The sequence below is a fragment of the Rheinheimera sp. F8 genome, assembly GCF_001518915.1.
In genome coordinates this window covers 1,199,254-1,222,333 of the sequence record NZ_CP013656.1, presented here as the reverse complement: position 1 = coordinate 1,222,333, position 23,080 = coordinate 1,199,254, and the positions used below count along the sequence as shown (strand labels likewise).

Here is a 23,080-nt window from a genome sequence, read left to right as displayed (position 1 = left end):
AGAACTCGCCGGCAAGCATCGGTCGTTCCAGGCGAATTCGCTGAAACATCGCAGAGTGTTGTCGTTCAATTATCTGGGTAAACGGTTGTGCCGATTAGCCAGAGTCGGTATCAGCGGTGAGGAAATCCAGGCGGCAGTCAGGCAACTGCTTGAATGGGCGGGTCTTTTTGATTGGACCAATGTCAGGAAAGTGAGCGGATGATATGGTTAGGTTATTTCTGGGGATCCGTCAGGCGTATTGATGAAAATCAGGCAATTAGCGATGAAAACATAAATCCATCAAGCTTCGTAGTGTGGGATATGGAAAAATTTATTGAAGCAGCATCAACTCCCGGAAAGGTTGTTGATGGAATGTCCAGTCATTTGAATAGTCATAGGTTTTCTATGAAACCCGGTGAACTTCATTTCAAGCCTTTCGAGAAGAAATTCTGGATTTACCAAGGTATTGAAAAGTACCACAAGTTCAAAAAAGACAGAGACTATGCTATTTCAATTAGCGGGTTACCATTTAATGTGATGCACGAAGATAAATATGAAGAAATTGCTGTCCTTTCATCAAATATGGCTTTAATCCCTAAGGAGTGCACAACCCATCGAAAGTAATTCAGGACACCCATAAACCGGTGTCCTTTTTTCATCCCCAAAACCGCGCAAAATCCCCAGCAGCCCGATCAGTCATTTCCAGTAGAACTGATCAGTGCTCGCCAGCAGGGCTGTCATTTTGCTGCAGCGCCAACATAGCCAACGAAAATCCGAAGGTCTGCAATTAAGGCAAAGCAGAGATTCGTTTTTTCGAGAGCGCCTGATCTAAACAGCTGCTTATCGCTCAAAGCACCGATCTCCAAACGCGAACAAAGCCAACATCTGCAGTCGCGGGATGAGCGGTCAAGAGTCAGTGCGGGATCCGCGAACGCAGTGATGGCGGAGTTGGTTTTCTACTAAACAGGCGCTTTGCTGGCTGGTATCTACGCTGCCTGTTTGGTGTTTAACACACCGCTGATGGTCAGTCACGCTGGCGCATAGCCCAGTACAAACTCAACAAAATCAGCAGCGAACCTGCGGCCAATGTGCACCAGTTGACCGCGTGTTGCCAGAAGGCAAAATTCACCAGCAGACCGGCCGGAATGAGCACATTGTTCATCACCGCAAGCTGATTGGCACTGACTTGCCTTGCGCCGGCGTTCCACAGCCAATAACCCAGGCCGGAAGCAACCAGACCCAGCCACAGCAAAATGCCAATTTCCAGCTTTGTCTCCGGCAGGCGTTGCCAGTTGGCGAACAGTGCGGTGGCAGTCAGGCTGACGACAGTCGCGCCGACAAAAAACCAGCCGAACTGATGTTTTTGCGTACCGACTGAACCTAAAGCTAACCGCCGGTAAGCGACCTGGCCAAAGGCAAAACACAAATTGGCGCCCTGGATCAGTAAAAGCCCGAGCCAGAAATCGTTGCTGAGCTGCTGATAACGCATCACCAACGCGCCAGCAACGGCGAGCAGCGCCGGGCCCAACCAGCGCCAATGCAGTTTTTTATAGCGCCAGTAATAATCCAGCACTGAGATATACACCGGCGTCAGAATGGTGAATAACAACACTTCCGCCACCGAAAGATACAAAAAGCTGTGATAGAGCAGCAGGTACATCAGACCAAGCTGCACGGCGCCGATGCCAGCGAGCTGCAGCGCCTGAGTGGTGGCGGTGCGGTATTTCAATAAAAACGGACTGAATAACAACAGCGCCAGCAACATCCGGCTGCTGACGGCTAAATACGGATCGACCGTCGCGGCGAGAAATTCACCGATTAACGAAAAACTAAAGGCCCAGATCGCTGTGACCAGCCAGAGTAAGTGCATGCCATATGTCCGTAGCTTGGTAAAACCGGCGCAGCATACTGCAGTTTACGCGACAGACCAAGCCGGCGCTTTTCGGCTGGTCATGCGCAGTATCGATGTGTGGAACTCAGTCGAGTTGCCACTGCCAGATATCAATTTTAGGCACCGGGCTGTATTGCAGGATCAGCCGGTTCTCGGTGGCGTCAAAGGCCAGATTGGCAGCCAAATCGGTTTGGCCGGCCGGCAACACCACCAGACGCCGTGGTTGTTGACTGGTCAGTTGTTTGACCCAGACTTCCACACCGTCTTTGACCGCCTGCAGATAAAAAATCTGCGTTGGTGTCGCCAGCCAGCTGTAGCTTTCACTGAAAGCATCACCGCTGATGATTTGCAGCGGCGCGCTGGCAGGTTTGCCTTGTTGCAGCGCCTGCCACCAAATACCCTGGCCGCGGCCTTTGGTATAATAAAAACCTTGTTCATCCGGCATTTGCGCGTAATTACCACTGCCTTGCGTCATGACTTCTTTGTGGCCGTTATGCAAATCGAACCGGGTCAGTTTGCCTTGTACCGGCAATAACACGGCCTTGTCATCGGCTGTCCAGCTCGGCCGGCCATGCACCTGAATTCCGGTATCCGGAAAGCTCAGCTGACCGGTGGCGACATCAAGAATGGTCAGCCGGTCGTGCAGCGAACTGGCGCTACGTGAAACAAACAGTACCTTGTCGCCGCGATGCGACCAGCGCGGATATTTGATCACGCCATTGAGCCGGGTCAGCTGTTGTTTTTGCAGCAATTGCCGGTCGGCCAGCCACAGTTCGCTGTGGCCATTTTCGTTACTTAAGTAGACCAGCTGTTCCCGGCCCTGATGAAAATCAGGCGCCTGATAACTCAATTCGCCGGCACTGAGCGGGAACACGGCACTGGCGGTGTGCAGCGGCACATAACCTAACTGCGGCACCGAGCTGTCCCGGTGAAAATACAGCTGGCCGTCCGCAGTGACCCGGCTGACAAAGCTCATATCATCCACCGCGATTGCGCTTTGTTTACCGCTATGGATATCCAGCACAAAACCCAGGCTACGGCCGTTATTCTCAGTGCTGTAAATCAGCTGACGGCCATCGGGTGACCAGGCCAAACCGCGAATATCCGACTGACCGGAGGTTAACTGCCGTTCGCGACCGGTGTGCTGGTCATATAAAAACACTTCTTCCGACAGGCGGTTGGCGCGGCGGGTCAGCGCGATATAAGGCCCGTCCGGTTGCACGGCAATATCGCGGACCCGCTGCTCGCAATTGTCATGGCACGGCATAGCTTCTGCCTGTGGGTTTTTCTGCTGTAAATCCAGCCGGTACCAGCTGCGGCCCTGTGCGTCGCGGCTGCCGTTAAAATACAGATAACGATTGTCTGCTGACAGGTCGAGATAGATATCACCATGGCGGCCGCAGGTTTGCAGCGTGTGCTCCTGCAACGTTTGCAGCGATAACTGGTGGATCAGGCAACGTCCGTCCAACGGCGATTTGCTGGAATAATACAGCGTCTGGCCGTCGTTGCTGATCACAGGTCTCAGCTCGTCCAATGGCGTAAAAGTCAGTTGTCGCGGTGCGTCTTCCGGTTGTTGTAAATCCCGCAGGAACAAATCAGCCGGTTGGCCAAATTGCTGCCAGCTGTAGACCAGATAACGCCCATCCGGCGTCACCGTAGGAAACATCGCCCAGCCTTGCTGGCGGGTGATCTGGCTAAGGCCTGTCGCAGCGGCTGGCCAGCGCCAGTAAAGTAGTGAGCAACACAGAATGACCAGGGCCATGAGCCAACCAGACCAGTGCCAACCAGACCGGCGCAGCCAAGTGGTCTTGCCCGGGGAGGTTGTGGGAGGCGTTGCGACTGTTACAGCCGGTGAGTGGTCAGCGCCGGGGATCTGCGCTGCTAACGGCATCGCCACCGGAGCCAGTTGTAACCGGTAGCCCTTTTTCCGCACTGTAGCAATCAGGTCAGCCTGCCCAAAGGGCGTCAGTGCCTGGCGCAATTGCCAGATGGTATTGGTCAGTGCTTTTTCGCCGACATAAACATTACCGTCCCAGACGGCGTCGATCAGCTGTTCCCGCGTCACCAGCGCCGGGTACTGGCTGGCCAGATAACACAGTACTTCCATCGGTTTTTGCTGGATCTGCAGGCTTGTCGTCCCTTGTGACAACGTCAGCGTCAAAGGCACCACATGAAGATCAGCAAGGGAAAATGGGGTTTCAGCAGACACAGGGAATAACATCAGACTTATTGGATAAAGGTATGCTAACGGAAAAGGCGGGACATCGCTATGTCCCGCCGGCGGCAATTAGAACTTGTATTCATAACCCAGGTAGAACACCCGCCCAACAGTGTTATAGCCGGCATCTTCTTCAAAATACGGGTACACATTGCGGTTCGGGTGGCCGACCGGATACAGCGGCGGCATCTGGTCGGCCAGGTTGTTGATGCCGAGCGTCACTTCACCATATTGATCAAAGTCATAACTGGCATTCAGATTGACGCGCTGATAGGCCGCCAGTTTGCTCCAGACCTGGGTCTGCACTTCTTTGCCCGCCGCGTCTTTTTGCACCCAGTTATTCCAGCCCTCTGCCGTGCCGAGGTAGTACCAGCTCAGATTGACGCTGAGGTCCTGCAGTGACCAGCGCGCCGACATTTCAGCTTTCCAGGCGGGCAGATAGTTGTCGCGGGTTTCCTCGACACGTTCGCCACCAGCATAGGCCTGGTATTCCTTTTTCAGCAGGTAGCTGGCTTTGGGCGTCAGTTTTAATTTGCCAAAACCGGCCAGATCCTGCTGGAAACTCAGCTCAACATCAATACCCTGCGATGCTTCATAGGCGCTGTTGATCGTACCGCGGCGCACGCACAGCAAGTCCTGATAAGTCTGGCCCGACGGCTGTTGCATGATGTAGCCAATGCCCGGCAGGTCATTACAACTTTTAAAGCCTGCTGTTTGGTTGTAGCTCGGGTTGGCCAGGATCCGGCTGGCGCTTTCACTGTACACGGCGCCATCTAAACTGATGCGCCAGAGATCCAGCGTCAGGCTGGTATCGTCCGTCAGATTGGCGACCAGACCTAAATTGACAAAATGGCCTTTTTCTTCGGTCAGGGCAATATTGCCGGCACTGATCGATTCATAGCTGTCAGACAAACCTACCGGATGATTCGGGTCCAGTTTTAATGTGGTTTCAGCAAAAGAACGGCTAAGGCCGGCGTACATCCGGTGCAAGTCTGGTGCGCGGAAACTACGGCCGGCGCTCAGGCGTAATAAAATATCGCTGTGGGGCCGCCAGGTCAGACCCAGTTGCGGCGTCGTGGCGCCACCGACATCAGATTTGTCGTCGTAGCGGTCGTAGCGCAAGGCCAGACTGGCATCGAGCTGGCCTGTGGCCGCATCAGCGCCGAAAATAGGCAGTGCCAGTTCGCCGGCTGCGGCGTAGCGTTTACGGCCGCCTTCGCCCTGGGTGCCGCCCTGGCCCAATAAATTCCCGCTTAATGTATCGGCGTCTTTGAAGTCAAAGTACCACTCTTTCGCCCATTCGGCCGAGGCGGCAAATTGCACCGGACCTGCCGGTAAATCAAACCAGTCACCGGTCAGTACCGCGCTGTATTGGTTCAGCCCGGAGCCTGCGTCCGTCAGTGTTTCGCCATACAGCTGGTCTCGTTGTGCGGCGGTCAGTGGGTTCATCGGATACCATTTGGCCGGATTGGTAGCGTCCGCCGGATTAAAGCTAATCAGTTTCAGCAGCTGGTCAGCTTTCATCTGATTGCGGCCCTGACGGGTATAATCGCTTTTGCCATAAGCCCAGCTCAGTTCCAGCTCATAATCGCCAAGCTGTCCGGTCACCCCCAGGCTTGAAGTCAGGTTTTTTTGTTTGCCGGTGTAATCGCGTTGCTGGCCATAATCATCCAGCCGGCGATAGAGTCTGAATTCCCGGCTGGCGGCAAAATCGGCGGCGTTATAGCTGTAACGACCCGGATTATTGCGGTCCATAAAAATGGTCGGGCTGATGCTTTTTTGCGCGTTACCGCGGTCGGTGGTTTTATCGCCGTATTGCAGTAACGCATTAAAGGCCCACTGGTCATTGAGTTCACCGTGTTGGTTCAGGATCAGGTTCCAGTCATCCTTCGCGGTTTGCATGCCTTCATCGCGGTTGGTGTTGTAGCGGCATTTATAACGGCTTTCATTTTCCAGCCAGACGCCATAGTCCCCAAACAGTTGCTGACACTGCTGTTGATTCGCCATCACATATTCGTCTTTGTGAAACACTTTGGAGCGATCGCGGATATAGGCGGTGGTAGTGCTGTAGGTGTCGGTGTTGTCGGGGCCAAGGCCTGAGGTCAGTGTGCGGTCACCGCCGCGCAACATTTCATCTTTGCTGTAATCAACGACCAGCACCGTTTGGCCGAATTTGCTGTCAAAGCCGGTGGTCAGCGCCAGTTTGCTTTTATCGCGGCCGCCGTGTTGTGGGTTTTCATGGCGCAGATTCAACCGGGTGCCCTGATAGTCCTTTTTCAGAATAATGTTGACCACGCCACCGACGGCGTCTGAGCCATAAATGGCCGACGCGCCGCCGGTCAGGATCTCAATTCGCTCAACGGCGCTGCTTGGGAACGTTGAAGTATCAACAAAGTTGGTGGTACCGCCGGTCGCGGTCGGAAATTGCGGCACGCGTTTGCCATTAACCAGCACCAGCGTGCGGTTTTCGCCCATGCCGCGCAAGTTGATGGTATTGGCGCCCTGGGTCCAGCTCGATTCATTGCCTTCGACCGAGCGACCGGCATTGCCGATGCCGGCTTGTAAAATCTCTTCAACGTTGGCAAAACCGGATAAGGCGATATCTTCTGCGCTAATCACTGTCACCGGTGACGCGCCGGCTAAATCGGTGCGCTTGATGCGGGAGCCGGTGACTTCAATGCGCTCGGTTGTCGCCGCTGCTTTGTTGGTTGCTGCGACCTGCGCCTGAGCAGGGAGGGCAAACGCGCTGGTGAGTGCCAGCGCCAGATAACTTGTCTGATGTTTCATCTTGTTGTTCCCGGAAAGTGAAGGGCGGTTCAGGCCCGTGCTTTGTTATTGTTCGCTGCAGGGAGACTGCGATCTCATCTTCAGCGCTGCCGGTTTCAACACAATGGAGCCCAGCTCGTTTCTGTGCCCGTTTTATCTCTATTAATATCTATTCTTTTAAAAACAGTAATTTAGATTCTAATCTTTCTCTTTCGCCGGGGCTGGCATGACCGGGGTTAACTGACCATCCAGACCCGATCTCAGATAGCGACCGTCGATATAATGCAGCACAGCACCGTTTTTGCCTTTTTTGATACTACTGTCGACCGAATACACCAGGCCGCCGTGGTGACTATAAACGTCTTGCATGCTGGTGTGACCGACGACTATCTGCTCAGCGCCAAAGCGTTTTAACTGCTGTTGCAGCACGGACCGGTCAACCGGGTTGTCTTTGGCAAAATAACCGCGATACCACAGCGGTCCGGCAGAGCCTTGTAACAGTTGCTGCTGCGGTTGCAACGCCAGCTCGGTTTTACTGCGGCCCCAGCTCTGTTGAAACTGGTGTTGTAGTGTATGGGTGTCGGTCTGATTATCAGCCTGAAGCGCGGCAAATTCAGCGGAAATACCGCCATGAACAAATAACATGTCATTGATCCGCACAAACAGCGGCAACTGACGTAACCAGGCGCCTAACACGCTGTGTTCGCCATAAAGCGCCGGTAAAGTGGTGTGTAGTTTTTCAGCCACTTGCTGGTAGTCCGGATGCACGTAACGTAAATCGCCTCTGAGCACCATCGTCTCGTGATTGCCGGGCAACAGATGCACGGCACCACCGGCGCGCGCGGCTTGTTGCTGCAGGTCGTACAGCAGCCACAGGGCGGAAGTCACTTGATTGCCGCGATCCATCACATCCCCGACAATTACCAGCTGATTGCGACCGAATTGCCAGTTTCGATCGGCGTCGATGATGTTGGCAGCCTGCAGCAAGCGGATCATCAGATCGTATTGGCCATGGATATCACTGATGGCGGCCCAGCGCTTGGTCTGAAATTGCCAGCCGCTGGCAACGGCATTCTGTACCCGGATCGGTTTGTCGTAGCCACAACGCGGTGCGACTGCTTTGGTCAGTGCCTGTGGTTGCTCAATCACTTTGCCCGCACAGACCCACTGCGCTTTGAGGGTATTGGCATCTTGGTGGCTGAGATAAGGCCCGTCCGATAAGACCGGATTTAAACTGACTTGCGCCGGACCGGACTGATTTTCGTTGGCCAAACAAGCGTGGGCAAGGCCGGCCAACACCAAGACACCGGACAAGTAATAAGCGGATAAATAGCTGTGCATCTGAAGCTCCTGAAAAAAGTTCAGCATGCCAAAGCCTGGCCAAAGCACCAACGCGCCGGACTCTGCTTCAGCTCGGTTTTGTCTCTTTTAATCTCTGTTGTGTGGCTTTGTCGGCAAAACTGCGGGTTTTGTGGCGCGGGGCTAGCCTTCGGCGTGAAACCGAAGGCCGTTGCAGGCAGGTTTTAGCTAGTGTTTTTCATCAGTCGCCGGGCTGGTTTTGGCCGTGCTGACCATCTTACGCACATCGCTGAGTAGCTGCTGGGCATCGTACACTACACCGTCTTTAATGGTGTAACGCACGCCTTTGGTGCGCTCAGGTTGGTTCTTATCATTGAGTTGATAATGGCCGTTACCGTACAACACTTTGAAGTTGGCCAACGGGTTTTCGGCAACTATCACCATGTCGGCTTTTTTGCCTGGCACCAGGCTACCGAGGTCTTTTTCCAGACCGAGCGCCATGGCGCCGTTCAGCGTCGCGGCCTGGATCACTTCCAGCGGGTTAAAACCAGCTTCGCGCAGCAGTTCCAGTTCCTGAATATAAGCAAAACCATAAATTTTGTAGATATAACCGGCGTCAGAACCTGCCGTGACACGGCCGCCATGGTTTTTGTAGTCGTTTAAGAACTGCATCCAGATCCGGTAGTTTTCCCGCCAGGCGATCTCCTGATCTGTGGTCCAGTTAAACCAGAAAGAGCCATGCGCATAACGATTTGGTTTAAAAAACTCGCTCAGCACTGGCATGGTGTACTCGGCGTGCCAGGGCGCATTACGCTGGGCTTCGGCATTGCGGGTGGCCTCATAAATCGTCAGTGTTGGGTTGATGGTGAAATTGAGGCTAATCAGTTCATCCCGCACCGCGTTCCATTTGTCCGAGCCTGGTGCTGCGGCTTGTTGCCAGAGTTTGCCAGCTTCGCCGAAGCGGTCCTGTTCGTTCTGGTAGTTGTAATCAGCTTTGTAGTTCTGCACCACCTGATTAGTGAACAGCGCTTCCGGCAAGCCGTACCAATGTTCCATTGACGTCAGACCGAGGCGGGCGCTGTCGAGCGCATTCATCCGCAGTACGTTCAGCTGGGCATGGTGCATCATGGTGCCAAGTTGCTGTTTTTTCGCTTCATCCAGTGCAGCGGCCATAATGGCTGGCGTGGCACCAAAAAATTTAATGCCGGCCGCACCGGCTTTTTTAATGTTTTGCACCCATTCCCGCGCCTGTTGCGGGCTGAACACCGGCTTGCTTAAACCCTGACCAAAACCGACATAAGGCACGATGCGTGGCGCAACAATCTTATGTTCATTTGATGCTTTGGCATGTTTCAGCGTCCAGTCGAGGCCATTAAAGCTGCCCGGTTCACGCACTGTGGTGATGCCATGCGCCAGCCATAACTTAAACACGTATTCGGCCGGCGTGCCCTTGGCGGAGCCACCGATATGACCGTGCATATCGATAAAGCCGGGCAGAATATACATGCCGCTGACGTCCATTTCTTTATCACCGGCTTTGGCTTTGGGCCGGCCTTCCGGCAGTACCGGCACACCCGGATTGCCGACGGCGGTGATTTCGCTGATGCGGTCATTTTCAATGACAATATCAACAGGGCCTACCGGCGGTGCGCCTTCACCACTGATATAAGTGCCGCCGCGTAAAATCAGCCGGGTATAAGGGCCTTCGCCTTGATCGGCGGCAGGGGCGGATGGCGTGCGTTCGGTGCTGGCAGCACTGGCCGCAACAGCGACGATACTCAGTGAGCAAATAACTGCGGTGCGCAACAAACGTTGCAACGGTGATTGGATCTGCATGGCGGTTCCCGGTATTGTGTGGATCAGCTTTTGCTAATCCTTGTTGTTTTTCTTTGTTTTTATCGCATCGCCACAATTTGCTCCTGCATTTGCGGCGTACCGTACATCCTGTACATAAAAACTGCGTTCTGGTCAGTGTGGCAACTGGGATCTGTCCATGCAAGCAGATCCGATCAACAGGCGGTTTGTTGCGATAACAGGGGAAGGGGCGGCACTGGTTGTTTATATCGCAAGCTGTTTATAATCGACTGGTTTCAGGCCAGAGTTCACCAGCAGGAAAAGGTGTATGCATCCGGATAAAGTCGACCGCAACCAACTGAAAAAGCTGACCGACCTGCCGAATATCGGCCCGGCCGGTGCCAAAGATTATCAGTTGCTGGGTTACCACAACCCAGAGCAACTGGTTGGTGTATCTGCTTTACATTTGTATCAGCAGCTATGTGCAGTCACTGGTCAGCAGCATGACCCTTGTGTGCTGGATGTGCTGTTATCCGTTGAACATTTTCTGGCCGGCGATGCCCCGCAAGTCTGGTGGGCTTATACGGCGCAGCGCAAGACTTTACTGCCATAACACTGATAGTGAATCTGTTAACTGACCTCATGCATCCACTCAGTATTTTTTGTTAATCACCTTTTTCCAATCCTGCCTGATGTATAAAAAACTGCACTAGTTTGGCGCTTTCGTTTCGATACAAATAATTACAAGTGTGAAATTTATGCTTGCGAGCTGAAACTGTTTCTGCCATGGTTTAGCAAGTTCTTAAGCAAACTGACTGCGACGAACCAACAAAATATTACGATAAATGTCAGTACACAACATCCAAATGCAGGAACAATTTATTATGCAAAAACTGATCAAAATAGCGCCGCTCGCTATTGCTGTGGCATCGACTCTGACTTTCTCTACAACTGCTCAGGCTGAACGCGTCATCCTCCAGGTCGACAATCTGAACAAAGGCATTATCACTGCTATCACCCGTCAGGCCGGTGGTGAAGTCAAAGTGGATGCAGACGGTTTTATTGCCGTCGAAGTGCCGGGCAAAAGCTTTGAAGAGCTCAAAGGCATCTTTAACAACCCGCATATTCAGTTGGTAGAAAAAGACGAGCTGCGTAAGCCAATGGCGCTGTTTAACGATACTGCCGGCAATCCGATGCAAACACAGGTGACGCCTTATGCGGTGTTCCAGTCGCAGGCCAATCAGGTCAGTTTTAACCCGGCCACAGCGCCAAAAGTTTGTATTATCGATTCTGGTCTGGACCGCTCAAACATCGATTTCGACTGGGGTTCAATCACCGGCGATAATGACAGCGGCACCGGTAGCTGGGACGTAAACGGCGGCCCACATGGTACGCACGTCGCGGGTACCATCGGCGCAGCCAATAATGGCGTCGGTGTCGTGGGCATGGCGCCAGGCGTCAAGATGCACATTATCAAAGTGTTTAATGCTGAAGGCTGGGGTTATTCTTCGGATTTGGCCTATGCCGCACAAAAATGTAGTGCTGCCGGTGCAAAAATTATCAGCATGAGCTTAGGCGGTGGCGGTTCTAACACCACAGAATCTAATGCCTTCCAGAATTTTGTTAACGCCGGTGGTTTGGTAGTCGCCGCAGCTGGTAATGACGGCAATAATGTCCGCTCATATCCGGCGGGTTATCCTTCCGTGATGATGGTCGGCGCGAATGATAACAACAATGCCATTGCCAGTTTCTCTCAATTCCCAAGCTGTACTGCAAATGGCAAAACTGATGAAAACATCTGTGTTGAAATAACCGCCGGTGGTGTTGACACGCTGTCGACTTATCCGGCAGGGATGGCAACAACGGCTGCGCTGAGCACAAACCTCGGGCCATTTGCGTCTTCTGCGATGGAAAACGTGGGCAACGCCAATGCAGCAACGTTCTTTATGGGCACTGCAGAGAGCACCAATGCCGCTGCGGCCGGCAAAGTCTGTCTGATTGACCGTGGCGTGATTTCATTCCACGACAAAGTGAAGAATTGCCAGCTGTCCGGCGGTGTCGGCGCTGTGATCATCAATAACGTTGCAGGCATGCTGTACGCGACTTTAGGTGAGGGCACTGCCAATACCACGTCAATTCCGGCCGTTGGTGCTGCTTTTGAAGACCGGGCGCAATTATTAGCATCAACCAGCGCAACTATCACTATTGGTGGCAGTGATTATGGTCTGATGAGCGGTACTTCAATGGCAACGCCGGCAGTCTCTGGTATCGCTGCGCTGGTTTGGTCAAACCATCCGACTTGTAGCGGTGCGCAAATTCGCAGTGCGTTAAAAGCAACAGCCAAAGACTCAGGTGCTGCCGGTAAAGACGTTTACTTCGGTTATGGTATTGCCCAAGCCAAAGCGGCCAACGACTATCTGCTGCAAAATGGTTGTGGCGGTGGCGGTACTACTGCCATTACGCTGACTGCAACAGCACAGATGCAGGGCAAAACCCGCTACGCCAACCTGAGCTGGGCCAATGCGACCACATCTAACGTTGATATCTACCGCAATGGCGTGAAGATTGTCACCACCGCAAACGATGGCTCGCACCGTGACAGCCCGACAGTGAAAGGTACATATCGCTATAAAGTATGTAATGCGGCCAGCACTACAGCATGTTCAGTTGAGAAATCGGTGACCTTTACGAAATAACGTTCGGTTTGGCAACATTGTTCTCTATGCCAAAGGCCTGCTCAAGTAGCAGGCCTTTTTTATTATGCGCCATCATTGGCGCTCACCGACAGAGTCACTGCACAGAGGCTGCACATAAATGTGGCAAATGTAAGCGGATCGGTTAATAAATGCGGTATCGTTTCTTAATTGTGAAAATTATTTTTCCGATGAAATTCAGTGAAATACGATGTTTTGGGTACGGCAGGACATATTCGCTACCGGAAATTACGACAATGATGTGACAGCTTTCTTTACATAACTGGTTTGGCGATAACACTAAAGCCAGACCGGATGACTCTTCGCGTGATTGGCATACATTATGAATTACTAAAATAGTCAAACCAAAATAAGGTAAAACCAAATGACAGCAGCACGCAAACTGACCTCAGCCGCGATGTTAACAGCGGCGCTGGTATGTTCACAATTTGCTCAGGCGACGCCAATGGGCGGTGCTAATAATAACTCGGGTGGTAATAATAACTCGGGCGGTAATAATAACTCGGGTGGTAATGACAACAAAGTCACTCCACCGCCTTGTATGGTTTCAGATATTTGGATCACTTCATATCAGAAACAAAAAATTGGCGCTGCAGAACAAGTCGTTGAACCGATCAACGCGACAGCATGTTACGGCGCTTTTACCGGAAACGATGATGTCAGTGGCTTAAACGCTGCGCCGCCTTCATCAAATTACAATTTGGGCTACGACGATATGGGCTGGCTGAACGAGGAATCGCCGCAGTACTGGCCGGGCATGGATGGCGCTTTTGTTCCTGAAGCCGATCTGCAAAATTTACAAGGCAAAGGGAATATAGATCCTGGTTGGATCTTCTTCGGCAAATATACAGCTGGTAATTTCGCGCCGTCGTCGACCTCAAAAGACGGGTTTGGCACTTATCAATATGCCAGTGATTTGATCAGTATGAGTAACTGCAAAAATAGAGCTGGTGGGACAACCAGTTGTACCGGCGGAGATGTAGTGAGTGGAGATTGGTTATATAAACCACCAGCCACTAACCCTGACGAACTGATGGACATGTTAGGCACCAACAAATTCTTTGATCAGGTGACAGTCATCTTTAAGTCTGCGCATATGTTCGCGATGTACAACTTCAACATTGCAGCACTTGGTTTGCCTCCGGTAGTAGGCACCACGGACGAAAATTATATGTTCAAAGGTTCATGGGATATGAGCAATACTTTATTGAATCCAAGTGGCGGTGGCGGTTTATCTCACGTCTCAGTCTGGGGCCGGGATCCGGTGACCGATGACACTCCACCACCAGTTGATGTACCAGTATCTGCGCCTGTAACTCTGGCAGGGCTCGGTTTATTATTATTAGGATTACATCGTCGCCGTCAGCAGGCTTAAGTTCTGATTGCACAAAAAAACCAGCGTGATGCTGGTTTTTTTATTTGTGGTAAGGCGAACTTCTCGTTATTTTTGCAACGATAGATCCCGTGCTGCTTTAAATTCTTTGCCCGGATACCAGTTTGGCCACAGCGCTGAATTGGCGAGTTCGTGCCCGACTAAATAAAACAGCCACAGGTCCTGCTGTGAACCGCGTAAATCCCAGCCCGGACTGAATTCGTCATTGACCTTGTGGTAATAATTCGCCGTGTAATCGCGCCGCTGCGCCAGGCCCCAATCTTTGCCATGCGCCACACTGTCGACACCACCGCGGGCATACAACATCGGCACGCCATAGCGCGCCAGCTGGAAATGGTCTGAGCGATAATAAAAACCATCCTCCGGTGTTGGTTCCGGTGCGATGTAGCGGCCTTGTGCTTTGGCATATTTATCCAAAAGCGACTCCAGCTCGGACGCTCCGTAACCAAACACCTGCACGTCACGCATCGGACCGTATACGTTCATCACATCCATATTGATGCCGGCGACGGTCTGATTCAGTGGAAACAGTGGATTGGCTGCATACCAGCGTGAGCCTAACATGCCGCGCTCTTCGGCCGTCACCGCAATAAACACTACTGAGCGTTCCGGCTGCGGCTGTTGTTGATAATGCTCGGCCAGCGCAATCAAGCCGGCAACACCACCGGCATTGTCTTGGGCGCCATTAAAAATCTTGTCCTCTTTGCGGCTGAAATCGAGACCAAAATGGTCCCAGTGCGCCATATACAACACAGCCTCATCAGGTTTTGTCTTGCCGGGAATATAACCAATGACGTTGCTGGAATCGATTTCACGAAGTTGGTTTTTGATGCTGATGGAGGCGGTGCCGCCCAGTGCTATCGCCTGAAAATCTTTCGCCAACGCTTTTTTACGCAGGCTCTGGATACTCTGGCCGGAAGCGGCAAACAGTTGCTCGGCGCTGTCTGTGGTCAGCCAGCCTTCGACGGCGGCTTTATGCTGGTTTTTGTTTTTGTCGGCCAGTTCAAAACGGATAGGGCTGGTGCCGGACACCACATTCCAGCCATAAGCGGCCGCATCGGTTTCGTGCACAATCAGCGCCATCGCTGCGCCCTGACGCGCTGCTTCTTCAAACTTGTAAGTCCAGCGGCCGTAATAGGTCATGGCTTTGCCGGTGAATAGTTTGGCATCGCCGGTGGCAAAACCTGGGTCGTTGACAAACATCACGACGGTTTTGCCTTTGACGTCGACATTTTTGTAATCGTTCCAGCCATATTCCGGCGCAACAATGCCGTAGCCGACAAACACCAGTTCGCTGTTTTTCACTTCAACCTGCGGTTGCATCCGGGTCGACCAGGCCATCATCTGCGTTTTGTAAGTGAAACTGGCTGGCAGTTTGTCGCCCTGCAGGGTAATTGCGGAGACGGCCACCGGGTCGATTTGCACCACGGGCACGGCCTGACGGTAGCTATCTTTTGCAAAGGGTTTCAGGCCAAGACGCTGAAACTGCTGTTCGATATAAGCCACAGTACGCTCTTCGCCGACGGTGGCCGGCGCGCGGCCTTGCAGCTCGTCGGAGGCGACTTCGGCAAAATAGCGGCCAAAGGCTGGATTGAATTCAGTTTGTGGCAAGGGCTTATCGCCGGCCGCCAGTGCACTGCCACCGAGTAGCAAAGCACAAAGCGGAATAAACAGGAAACTGCGCTGTAACATAGTCATAAGCAACTCTCAGGGACGTGCTGACCGCAGGCCGGCAAGTGTCAGAAAAGGGAATCGCTATGTTGCCATGGCGTTGCGGCTCACGCCTGCCTTTTTCGATTAAGCGGTTGGTGATGCGGATAAACGGTCAGTGCTTCACACATACAAACAACGCATTGCCGGACATGCCGTCCCAGGCCACCAGTTTGTCGTAATCGTGTTGCAGGATCTGCACGTCGAAATAAGGCGCCAATAGTTGTTGTAATTGCGCAAAAGTGACCGCCACCATCGGATGGGCGTCTTGCCAGATTTCGGTTTGGTCGTTTTCTGTCTTTTCGATGCGAAGGCGCAGCTGTTGTTGCTCACCGTGGCCGGGGTAAAACCAGCCGGACGTGAATACAAACCGGCTGGTGGCTTGTTGTGTCTGATGCGACACGACGGAAGCATTGTCGATTTGGCTTTTATCCACCGCATTAAAACAAAACACGCCGCCGGCATTTAATGCCTGATGCGCCTGACGGATACAGGCAGTGAGGCCGGCAATGGTCTGACTATAATGCAGCGAGTATAAAAAGCAGGTGATCAAATCCACCGGTTGGCTCACGCTGAATTCACACATATTCTGGCAGGAAAAATCAGCTTCAGGGCAACGTTGCTGCGCCAGTTCCAGCATCGGCTGATTGAGGTCGAGGCCTGCGCTTTGATAACCTAAATCCAGTAAAAACCGGATATGCGGGCCAGTACCACAGGCTAGATCGAGGTGCCGTTTGCCACCATTGCCAAAAAACTGATCGATACGGTGCACAGTGTCACTCTGCGCCTGATAATTGATGTCCGCGCACATCAAATCATAATAACCGGACAAATCAGTGTAGAGGGCAGTGGCAGTCATAACAGGTCCGGTTTGCGCTGGAAAAACGGCGCGCAAGATAGCATAAATTAACGCCTGCGGCGACCTGTCGCATCAGCTGGTGCGGTGGCCGGTTTTGCGGCAAAACTGGTGGTCGCGGTTGTCATCATCATTGGCCACAACAATGTGAGGAGTCTCCTGTGAGGATCAAACTAATACTAACGCAGTTGCTGCTATGGGGTTTGGCCGTTGGTGCGGCTGTGCTGACCGGTGCGCCGGATTTTTATGCACTGCTGTTGTTGCCGGTGATTGGTGTTATCGCCATGGCCGCTCTGTGGCGTGCCACTGCGCCCAAAGCGGACTGCTGTAATTCGTAACCGCAGCTGCGGATTCCATAAATGTAAGCGCTTTACAATAGCGCGGCAGGCGGGTCACTATCTGGCAAACCGACAAATAAGGAACGTCAGATGAAATTGAAGCTTCGCCTCAGTGGTTTGCTGTTTGCAACCAGCCTTGTCTCGGCCTTTGTGGCATTGCCGCTGGCTGCAACACCTGCGCTATCTTTGCTGGATCCGACCTTGAGTCAGTGGGAAACCTACCTTAGTTACCGCCATCAGGAGCAATACAATGGCAGTCAACCGACTGATGCGGCCGGTAAACCGCTGGCACCGTTTGGACTGTTTCCAGGATTGGATCCGCATGGCGTGTTCACGTTGCAGCAACAGGGCGGAGAAACGGTGTTGCGCGTCAGCGGTGAGATCTATGGCGCTTTGACCAGCAAACAGAGCTTTCGTAATTATCATCTGACGTTGCAATACCGCTTCGGCGAGAAAAAATGGCCACCACGGCTGCAGAAACTCAAAGATAGCGGCATTTTGTATCACGCCAACGGGCCCCACGGGCAAGAGTACTTCCGCTCCTGGATGTTGTCGCAGGAATTTCAAATCATGCAGGGCCATACCGGCGATTATTGGCAGCAAGCCAATTCGGCAATTGATATCCGCGCCTTCCAGCCTGAGGGCGACATGAACGCGGTGGCAGATACCACTCAGCCGTTTTTGGCCGCAGGCCGTGCCAGCGGCGGGCCGGGTTTTGTCATGCGGCAACTGAATGCGGAGAAACCTGATAATCAATGGAACACAGTGGAACTGATTTGTTTTGAAGGCCAGAGCCTGCATATCGTTAACGGTCAGGTGGTGATGGTGCTGAAAAACTCCCGCTATCAGCAGGATGGCCGTGACATGCCGATGTGGCAAGGTAAAATTCAGCTGCAAAGTGAAGCGGCCGAGGTGTTCTACAAAAATATCCGGCTGCAGGTACTCGACCAGCTGCCGGCGCAATACGCTGGTTATTTCTGAGCCGCAGTCATGCTTCTTTAGCAGCCAGATCTCAGACCAGATAAAGGTTGCACAATCCGGCTGGCACGCTGAGTATAACCCTCAGTGTTGCTGAGCCGGAGTTTCCTATGTCGTCATCTGCAATTGCGCTAATCACCGGTGCCAGCCGGGGCATCGGTGCTGCCACGGCACGGCTGTTCGCGCAGCAGGGTTATGCGCTGGGGCTGAATTATCTGAAGGACCATGTCGCCGCACAGGCGCTTGCCACTGAGCTTCGCGCCGTTGGCTGCCAGTGTATCCTGTTACAAGCCGATATTGGCGACGAAGCGCAAGTACTGGCGATGTTTCAGCGGCTGGATGCTGAACTCGGGCCTTTGTCAGTGTTGGTTAATAACGCGGGTATTTTACAACCACAAAGCTCTATCAGCGGGATCAGCGCAGCCCGCTTTGCCGCGATTTTACAAACCAATGTGATCGGTACTTTTTTATGTTGCCAGCAGGCGGTGCAACGGATGCGCACCGATTTGGGTGGGCAGGGCGGTTCGATAGTCAATGTCTCTTCGGCGGCGGCCAAAAGTGGTTCACCGCATGAATATATTGATTATGCCGCCTCCAAAGGCGCCGTTGACACCCTGACCCGTGGCCTTGCGCTCGAAGTGGCGGCGCAGGGGATCCGCGTCAATGCAGTCCGGCCTGGTTTTATCTATACCGATATGCACGCCGCTGGCGGCGAACCCGGCCGGGTCGACCGGCTGAAAAGCCGCATTCCACTGGGCCGTGGTGGCGAAGCTCTGGAGGTCGCAGAGGCGATTGCCTGGCTGGCATCAGGCGCCGCCAGTTATACCACCGGCAGTTTTATTGATGTCTGTGGTGGGGTTTAATGTGCAGACCATATTGAGGAGTGACAACATGCAACAACGATGGATACTTTTGCTGGTTGGTTTAGCGCTGCTGGTGCCGGCCCAGGCGATTGAACAAACTAAGGCGGTAAAAGTCAGCACAGTGCTGAAAACCCAAACCAGCTGGGACGGGCAGCCGCTGCAATATCCGGCGGGGGACGCCGAAGTGACCGGTATGTTGATTGAGATCGCACCAGGCGGAGAAACCGGCTGGCATCTGCATCCGGTGCCTTCATTTGGTATGGTGCTGGAAGGTGAGCTGGAAGTGTCCCTCAAAGACGGCCGGAAAAAACGCATGAAAACCGGCGATGCGTTGGCCGAGGTGGTCAACACGGCACACAATGGCCGCAATGTCGGTTCAGTGCCGTTGAAGCTGGTGGTGTTTTACGCCGGCAGCAAAGGCCAGCCGTTGTCGCAGAAAATACCGACAGAGATTGCGGCCGCAGCAAAGCCCTGAGCTAAAAACCACATTCAGTCTGACTGCATGGCGGCGCTTGCCCGATAAGCGCCCGGCGCCATGCCGGTGACACGGACAAACTCTTTGTGGAAATTCGATTTGGTGGCAAAGCCGGCCTGATACATCACCTCTGTGACCGCGAGGGGCGGGTTCTGCAGCAACAACTGTTTGGCCTTGCTGATGCGTTTATCGTTTAACAACACGGAAAAACTGGCGCCGTAACATTGGTTGACTGCCTGCGACAATTGCCGCGCCGGCACCTGCAGTTTGCGTGCGGCCTGCGCCAGCGTGATACCGAATTCAAGCTGATAGAGCTGTTGTTGCTCCAGCAGCTCTAGCCAGCGCTGATACACCACCTGCAATTTTTCATCAGCGGCCGCACTTCCGTCTGGAAGTGGTATCTGGGCTTCGTCAGCAAGTGGTGTCTGAGCATCGACAGGAAGTGGTGCCAGGGCATCGACAGGAAGGGGCTCGCTCAGGCTTGGCGTCTCTTGACGTTGCATCTGCGGTTTTTGCTGACTGCGTTGATACAGCCATTCCAGCAACGGGCTGCGCTGCAGCGCGAACAATAATGTCAGCAGATGCAACAGCAGAAACAGCGCTGCTGCCGGCAGCAACAGGCCTGAAGTGGGCACAGTGCCGCCTTGTTGCAGCTCAAGATATAGCATGGCTTCGACCAGCAGGTTAGTGCCAAGCAAAGTGCCCTGTAGCTGCAAATAGCGCCGCGCGACTGGCGCTGCGTCACCGAGCGAAGCCAGTCGCGCCGGATCCCGTGAGACTGTCACCAGCACCGCCAACAAATAACCGGCATAACTCAACAGTAAAAACAGGTCGAGATAATCCAGCAATATAGAGCCGCTGAGCAGCAGATAAAACGTCAACACGGCCGGGATTAAATGCCAAAGATCGCGCTGATGCAGCCTGGCGTCGGGCCGCTGTAACACTTGAAAAAAACACCAGAATAACGGTGCCAGCAACATGGCACCGACCGGCCGCAATATCGTTTGCGCGGGGAATAATTGCATGTGCTGCAGGGACAGCACCAACAACAGGCTTTGGCTGCCATACAATAAATAAGTGGCGCCGGTTAAGCGCAGCGGCCAGGGGCGGCCTTGCGGACTGAGCAGGAAATGCAGCCCAAGCAGCAGACACAACAACGCGATAGCGCTGTGTAGCATGATTAATTCATTCATCAGAAAACCATCGGCAACATCGAACCCGCAAAAACCAGTGTCAGGCCCACAAACCTGTGGCACCTGCGCTCGAACCGCAGTGTAACGTGCAAAAGCACCCGACAACAGGCGAATTTGACGTCCTCAAACGTGTTTCAGGACGCCCCAAAGACGGCAACCCCTTAGTCTGACGGCAGTTAATTAAATGAGGATTTCACATGGACAACACAATACAACACTGTCGCAGCTGGCTGCTGGCCATACCGGTACTGTTGCTGAGCTGGCTGGTCGCGCCAGTGGTTGCTGCCACCAACCCGGCCGCCAAAACCGCACAGACTCAGCTGCTATTTGGCGGTGCGCGTTCCACGCAATGTGTAAAGGCAGCGCCGATGCGCCAGCAAGGTTATGTCCGGATCGGCGGTATTGAACAATGGATCAGCCTCAACAGCACTGACTGCACATTACCGGTGATCCTGTTTTTACATGGTGGGCCAGCGAATCCGATCAGTCCTTTTGCCGATGCGATATACGCCGGCTGGGAACAGCAATTTACCTTGGTGCAATGGGACCAGCGTGCCAGCGGCAAAACCTGGTTGCGTAATCAACCTGCAGCCGGGGAACGGCTGACACTGGCACAAATGACACAGGATGGCCTGGCGCTGGTGCAGTATCTGCAACAAATCCTCGGCAACCGACCGCTCATTCTAATGGGCAGCTCCTGGGGATCAGCTCTGGGTATTAAAATGGTGCAACAACAACCTGAGTGGTTCGCCGCCTATGTTGGCAGCTCCCAGCTGGTCAGCGGTCCGCAAAACAGCCTGGCGAGTTATCAGACGGTGCTGAAATTAGCAACCAAAGCGCAGGATCAGGTCGCATTGGCGCAGCTTAGCAAACTGGGGCCACCACCATATGCCAAGCCAAATGGTATTCTGCGTCGCCTCAGCCGCCAGTATGAAGCAAAAATGGCCACGCCGGCGCCGGCTCACTGGTGGCAAAGTGCGGCCGAATTTGCGCTGGAGCAACATGCACCAGCTTATGAAGCGGCGGAAGATTATTCATTTTTACAGTTTATGGGTTTTGACCCTGAAACCAGCAACACCACTGGCGGTATGTACCATGATATCGAGTTACAACGGGATGCCACAGTGCTGAAACTACCGGTGTATTTTATTCAGGGCGAGGCCGACCTGGTGACAGTACCGGCAGTCACTGCTGCTTATGTCGATGCCATCAAGGCGCCACAAAAGGAACTGATCATGGTTGCCAAAGCCGGGCACGCTCCGAACGCTGCCAGCATTGCCGCCGAGTGGCAGCTGCTGCAGCGCATTCGTGCGCAGCTTGCCGCTCAATAGACCCGATGAACGCGGGTTGCCGGCTTAGCCCGGCAACTTATAGGCAGCGAAATCCGGCCGGCGTAGCCGCGGTGCTGCGGTGTAACAGCCCAGCACCAGCACACAAAGGCCAGCGCTGATCGCGAACAGGGCCGGTCCACCGAGGACATCAATAATCAGGCCACCGAGCAGCGGCGACAAGCTGTAGCCAATGGCATACAGGCTGGCAGCCCCAAAATAGCTGCCGCGCAGCGCCGGGTGCGCCAGCTGGTCCAGATGCACATTCATATTGGCAAACAACACTGCCTCACCGATGCTGAGGACGGCCATCGCTCCCAACCAGCCCCAGAACCAGTCAACCGGATTGAGCGCAAACCAAATCTGCGACAGACCCAGTAGCACCACGCCAAGGTGAATGCGTTTGATCACAGGCCAATGGCCAAGCAAACGCAGCAGCGGGAACTGGCATGTAACAATAATCAGCGAATTGACCATCACCAGACTGGAGATCAGCGTTACCAAATCCGGAAAATCCGCCCGCGTCAGGTATTGGATCAGGCTCGAATCGGCATGGGCGTAGATAAAGTTAATCAGAATATTGGCAAGGATGATCACGGCAAACAGCTGGTCTTGCCGCAGCAATTGCAGGATTGCGGCGAAATTCAGCGTGTGCGATGGCCGCGTTTGTGCCGCGCTGCTGGCCAGTTTACCGGGCCGGTACAACCACAACAGCCCCAATCCCAAAGCGCCATAAGACGCTGCCGTGATAAAAAAGCTATGCGGATTGCCGCTGAGGCCCGCCCATAAGCCTAATACCGGGCCACAAGCCGCGCCGGCATTGACCATAAAATACAGGCCCTGTAACGCCAGCTCACGGTCCTTGCTGTCGGGCAATAAATCGCCGAGCCAGGCTTTGCTCGGCGCATCCCATAAAGCGCGCGGCAAGGTGGCAAGGAAAATACAGCACAGCATCAGCGGCAAAGTGTCGGCCAGTGCCAGCGCAGAAAATGCCAGCACGCCGGTGACGGCACCGGCCAGCATCAGCGGTTTGCGGCCAAAACGGTCGGATAAATGGCCGGCATAAAAGCCGGCGACGACGGCGGTCAATGCAGCGGTGGTCAGCCAGAAACCGGTTTCGGTCGCGCTCAGCTCATAACGCTGATACAAAATCACCGCCAGAAAAGGCCAGACCATAAAATAGCTGCCACGGACAAAAAAATTGCCCCACAACATTAACCAAACCGGCGCCGGCAGCTGTTTTACCCGCTGCCACGACAACACTTGCGCTGACATTTTGCCTCCT

Annotated in this window: 18 protein-coding genes and 1 pseudogene; 10 read left to right on the top strand and 9 right to left on the bottom strand. The window is 53.6% G+C overall.

Features of this window, described 5'->3' with window-relative positions:
* Both ATY27_RS05560 and ATY27_RS05555 read left to right on the top strand, forming a co-directional pair.
* Window positions 1–202: pseudogene (locus ATY27_RS05560) on the top strand (hypothetical protein); the annotation flags it as partial.
* Window positions 199–603, top strand: a complete 405-nt coding sequence (locus tag ATY27_RS05555; RefSeq protein ID WP_208930795.1) for a hypothetical protein — start codon at window positions 199–201, stop codon at window positions 601–603. The pseudogene ATY27_RS05560 and the gene ATY27_RS05555, both read left to right, overlap by 4 nt.
* 400 nt (window positions 604–1,003) lie before the next feature.
* Here the strand turns inward: ATY27_RS05555 and ATY27_RS05550 are convergent, their stop codons facing one another.
* The 5 genes from ATY27_RS05550 to ATY27_RS05530 form a co-directional block, all read right to left on the bottom strand.
* Window positions 1,004–1,849 carry an EamA family transporter gene (locus ATY27_RS05550; RefSeq protein WP_208930796.1) on the bottom strand — a complete coding sequence of 282 codons (846 nt, stop codon included), beginning with the start codon at window positions 1,847–1,849 and terminating at the stop codon, window positions 1,004–1,006.
* A gap of 106 nt (window positions 1,850–1,955) precedes the next feature.
* On the bottom strand, window positions 1,956–4,079 hold the full coding sequence (locus ATY27_RS05545; protein WP_208930797.1) for a winged helix-turn-helix domain-containing protein: 2,124 nt from the start codon (window positions 4,077–4,079) through the stop codon (window positions 1,956–1,958).
* A gap of 78 nt (window positions 4,080–4,157) precedes the next feature.
* Window positions 4,158–6,875 carry a TonB-dependent receptor gene (locus tag ATY27_RS05540; RefSeq protein WP_208930798.1) on the bottom strand — a complete coding sequence of 906 codons (2,718 nt, stop codon included), beginning with the start codon at window positions 6,873–6,875 and terminating at the stop codon, window positions 4,158–4,160.
* A gap of 177 nt (window positions 6,876–7,052) precedes the next feature.
* A complete protein-coding gene (locus tag ATY27_RS05535; protein WP_208930799.1) occupies window positions 7,053–8,195 on the bottom strand; it encodes a metallophosphoesterase in 1,143 nt (380 codons plus the stop codon).
* Between the two features lie 186 nt (window positions 8,196–8,381).
* Window positions 8,382–9,989, bottom strand: a complete 1,608-nt coding sequence (locus tag ATY27_RS05530) for an amidohydrolase family protein (protein WP_208930800.1) — start codon at window positions 9,987–9,989, stop codon at window positions 8,382–8,384.
* 286 nt (window positions 9,990–10,275) lie between these two features.
* Here ATY27_RS05530 and ATY27_RS05525 point away from each other — a divergent pair, with 286 nt between their 5' ends.
* The 3 genes from ATY27_RS05525 to ATY27_RS05515 all read left to right on the top strand — a co-directional run bounded on the left by ATY27_RS05525 (window position 10,276) and on the right by ATY27_RS05515 (window position 14,036).
* Window positions 10,276–10,560: a helix-hairpin-helix domain-containing protein gene (locus tag ATY27_RS05525; RefSeq protein ID WP_208930801.1), complete on the top strand. Its 285-nt coding sequence runs from the start codon at window positions 10,276–10,278 to the stop codon at window positions 10,558–10,560.
* Window positions 10,561–10,831: 271 nt separating this feature from the next.
* A complete protein-coding gene (locus ATY27_RS05520) occupies window positions 10,832–12,643 on the top strand; it encodes a S8 family serine peptidase (RefSeq protein WP_208930802.1) in 1,812 nt (603 codons plus the stop codon).
* A 415-nt stretch (window positions 12,644–13,058) separates the two neighbouring features.
* Window positions 13,059–14,036 carry a hypothetical protein gene (locus tag ATY27_RS05515; RefSeq protein ID WP_208930803.1) on the top strand — a complete coding sequence of 326 codons (978 nt, stop codon included), beginning with the start codon at window positions 13,059–13,061 and terminating at the stop codon, window positions 14,034–14,036.
* Window positions 14,037–14,102: 66 nt separating this feature from the next.
* Here ATY27_RS05515 and ATY27_RS05510 read toward each other — a convergent pair whose 3' ends face one another.
* A complete protein-coding gene (locus ATY27_RS05510; protein ID WP_244151282.1) occupies window positions 14,103–15,752 on the bottom strand; it encodes a M28 family metallopeptidase in 1,650 nt (549 codons plus the stop codon).
* Between the two features lie 127 nt (window positions 15,753–15,879).
* Window positions 15,880–16,623, bottom strand: coding sequence for a class I SAM-dependent methyltransferase (locus tag ATY27_RS05505; protein WP_208930804.1), 744 nt, complete (start codon window positions 16,621–16,623; stop codon window positions 15,880–15,882).
* A gap of 158 nt (window positions 16,624–16,781) precedes the next feature.
* Between ATY27_RS05505 and ATY27_RS05500 the strand changes: the two genes are divergently transcribed.
* The 4 genes from ATY27_RS05500 to ATY27_RS05485 all read left to right on the top strand — a co-directional run bounded on the left by ATY27_RS05500 (window position 16,782) and on the right by ATY27_RS05485 (window position 19,274).
* Window positions 16,782–16,958, top strand: a complete 177-nt coding sequence (locus tag ATY27_RS05500; protein WP_208930805.1) for a hypothetical protein — start codon at window positions 16,782–16,784, stop codon at window positions 16,956–16,958.
* 90 nt (window positions 16,959–17,048) lie between these two features.
* On the top strand, window positions 17,049–17,939 hold the full coding sequence (locus tag ATY27_RS05495; RefSeq protein ID WP_208930806.1) for a DUF1080 domain-containing protein: 891 nt from the start codon (window positions 17,049–17,051) through the stop codon (window positions 17,937–17,939).
* Between the two features lie 107 nt (window positions 17,940–18,046).
* On the top strand, window positions 18,047–18,799 hold the full coding sequence (locus ATY27_RS05490) for an SDR family oxidoreductase (protein ID WP_208930807.1): 753 nt from the start codon (window positions 18,047–18,049) through the stop codon (window positions 18,797–18,799).
* 28 nt (window positions 18,800–18,827) lie between these two features.
* Complete coding sequence (locus ATY27_RS05485; protein ID WP_208930808.1) at window positions 18,828–19,274, top strand: cupin domain-containing protein; 447 nt, start codon at window positions 18,828–18,830, stop codon at window positions 19,272–19,274.
* 14 nt (window positions 19,275–19,288) lie between these two features.
* On the opposite strand, the gene ATY27_RS05480 is transcribed toward ATY27_RS05485, so the two are convergent.
* A complete protein-coding gene (locus ATY27_RS05480) occupies window positions 19,289–20,467 on the bottom strand; it encodes a helix-turn-helix domain-containing protein (RefSeq protein WP_208930809.1) in 1,179 nt (392 codons plus the stop codon).
* A 197-nt stretch (window positions 20,468–20,664) separates the two neighbouring features.
* Here ATY27_RS05480 and ATY27_RS05475 point away from each other — a divergent pair, with 197 nt between their 5' ends.
* The gene (locus ATY27_RS05475) at window positions 20,665–21,798 is read left to right on the top strand and encodes an alpha/beta fold hydrolase (RefSeq protein ID WP_208930810.1); all 1,134 of its coding nucleotides are present in this window, start codon (window positions 20,665–20,667) and stop codon (window positions 21,796–21,798) included.
* Between the two features lie 24 nt (window positions 21,799–21,822).
* Here ATY27_RS05475 and ATY27_RS05470 read toward each other — a convergent pair whose 3' ends face one another.
* Window positions 21,823–23,070: an MFS transporter gene (locus ATY27_RS05470; protein WP_208930811.1), complete on the bottom strand. Its 1,248-nt coding sequence runs from the start codon at window positions 23,068–23,070 to the stop codon at window positions 21,823–21,825.
* Window positions 23,071–23,080 lie beyond the last annotated feature (10 nt).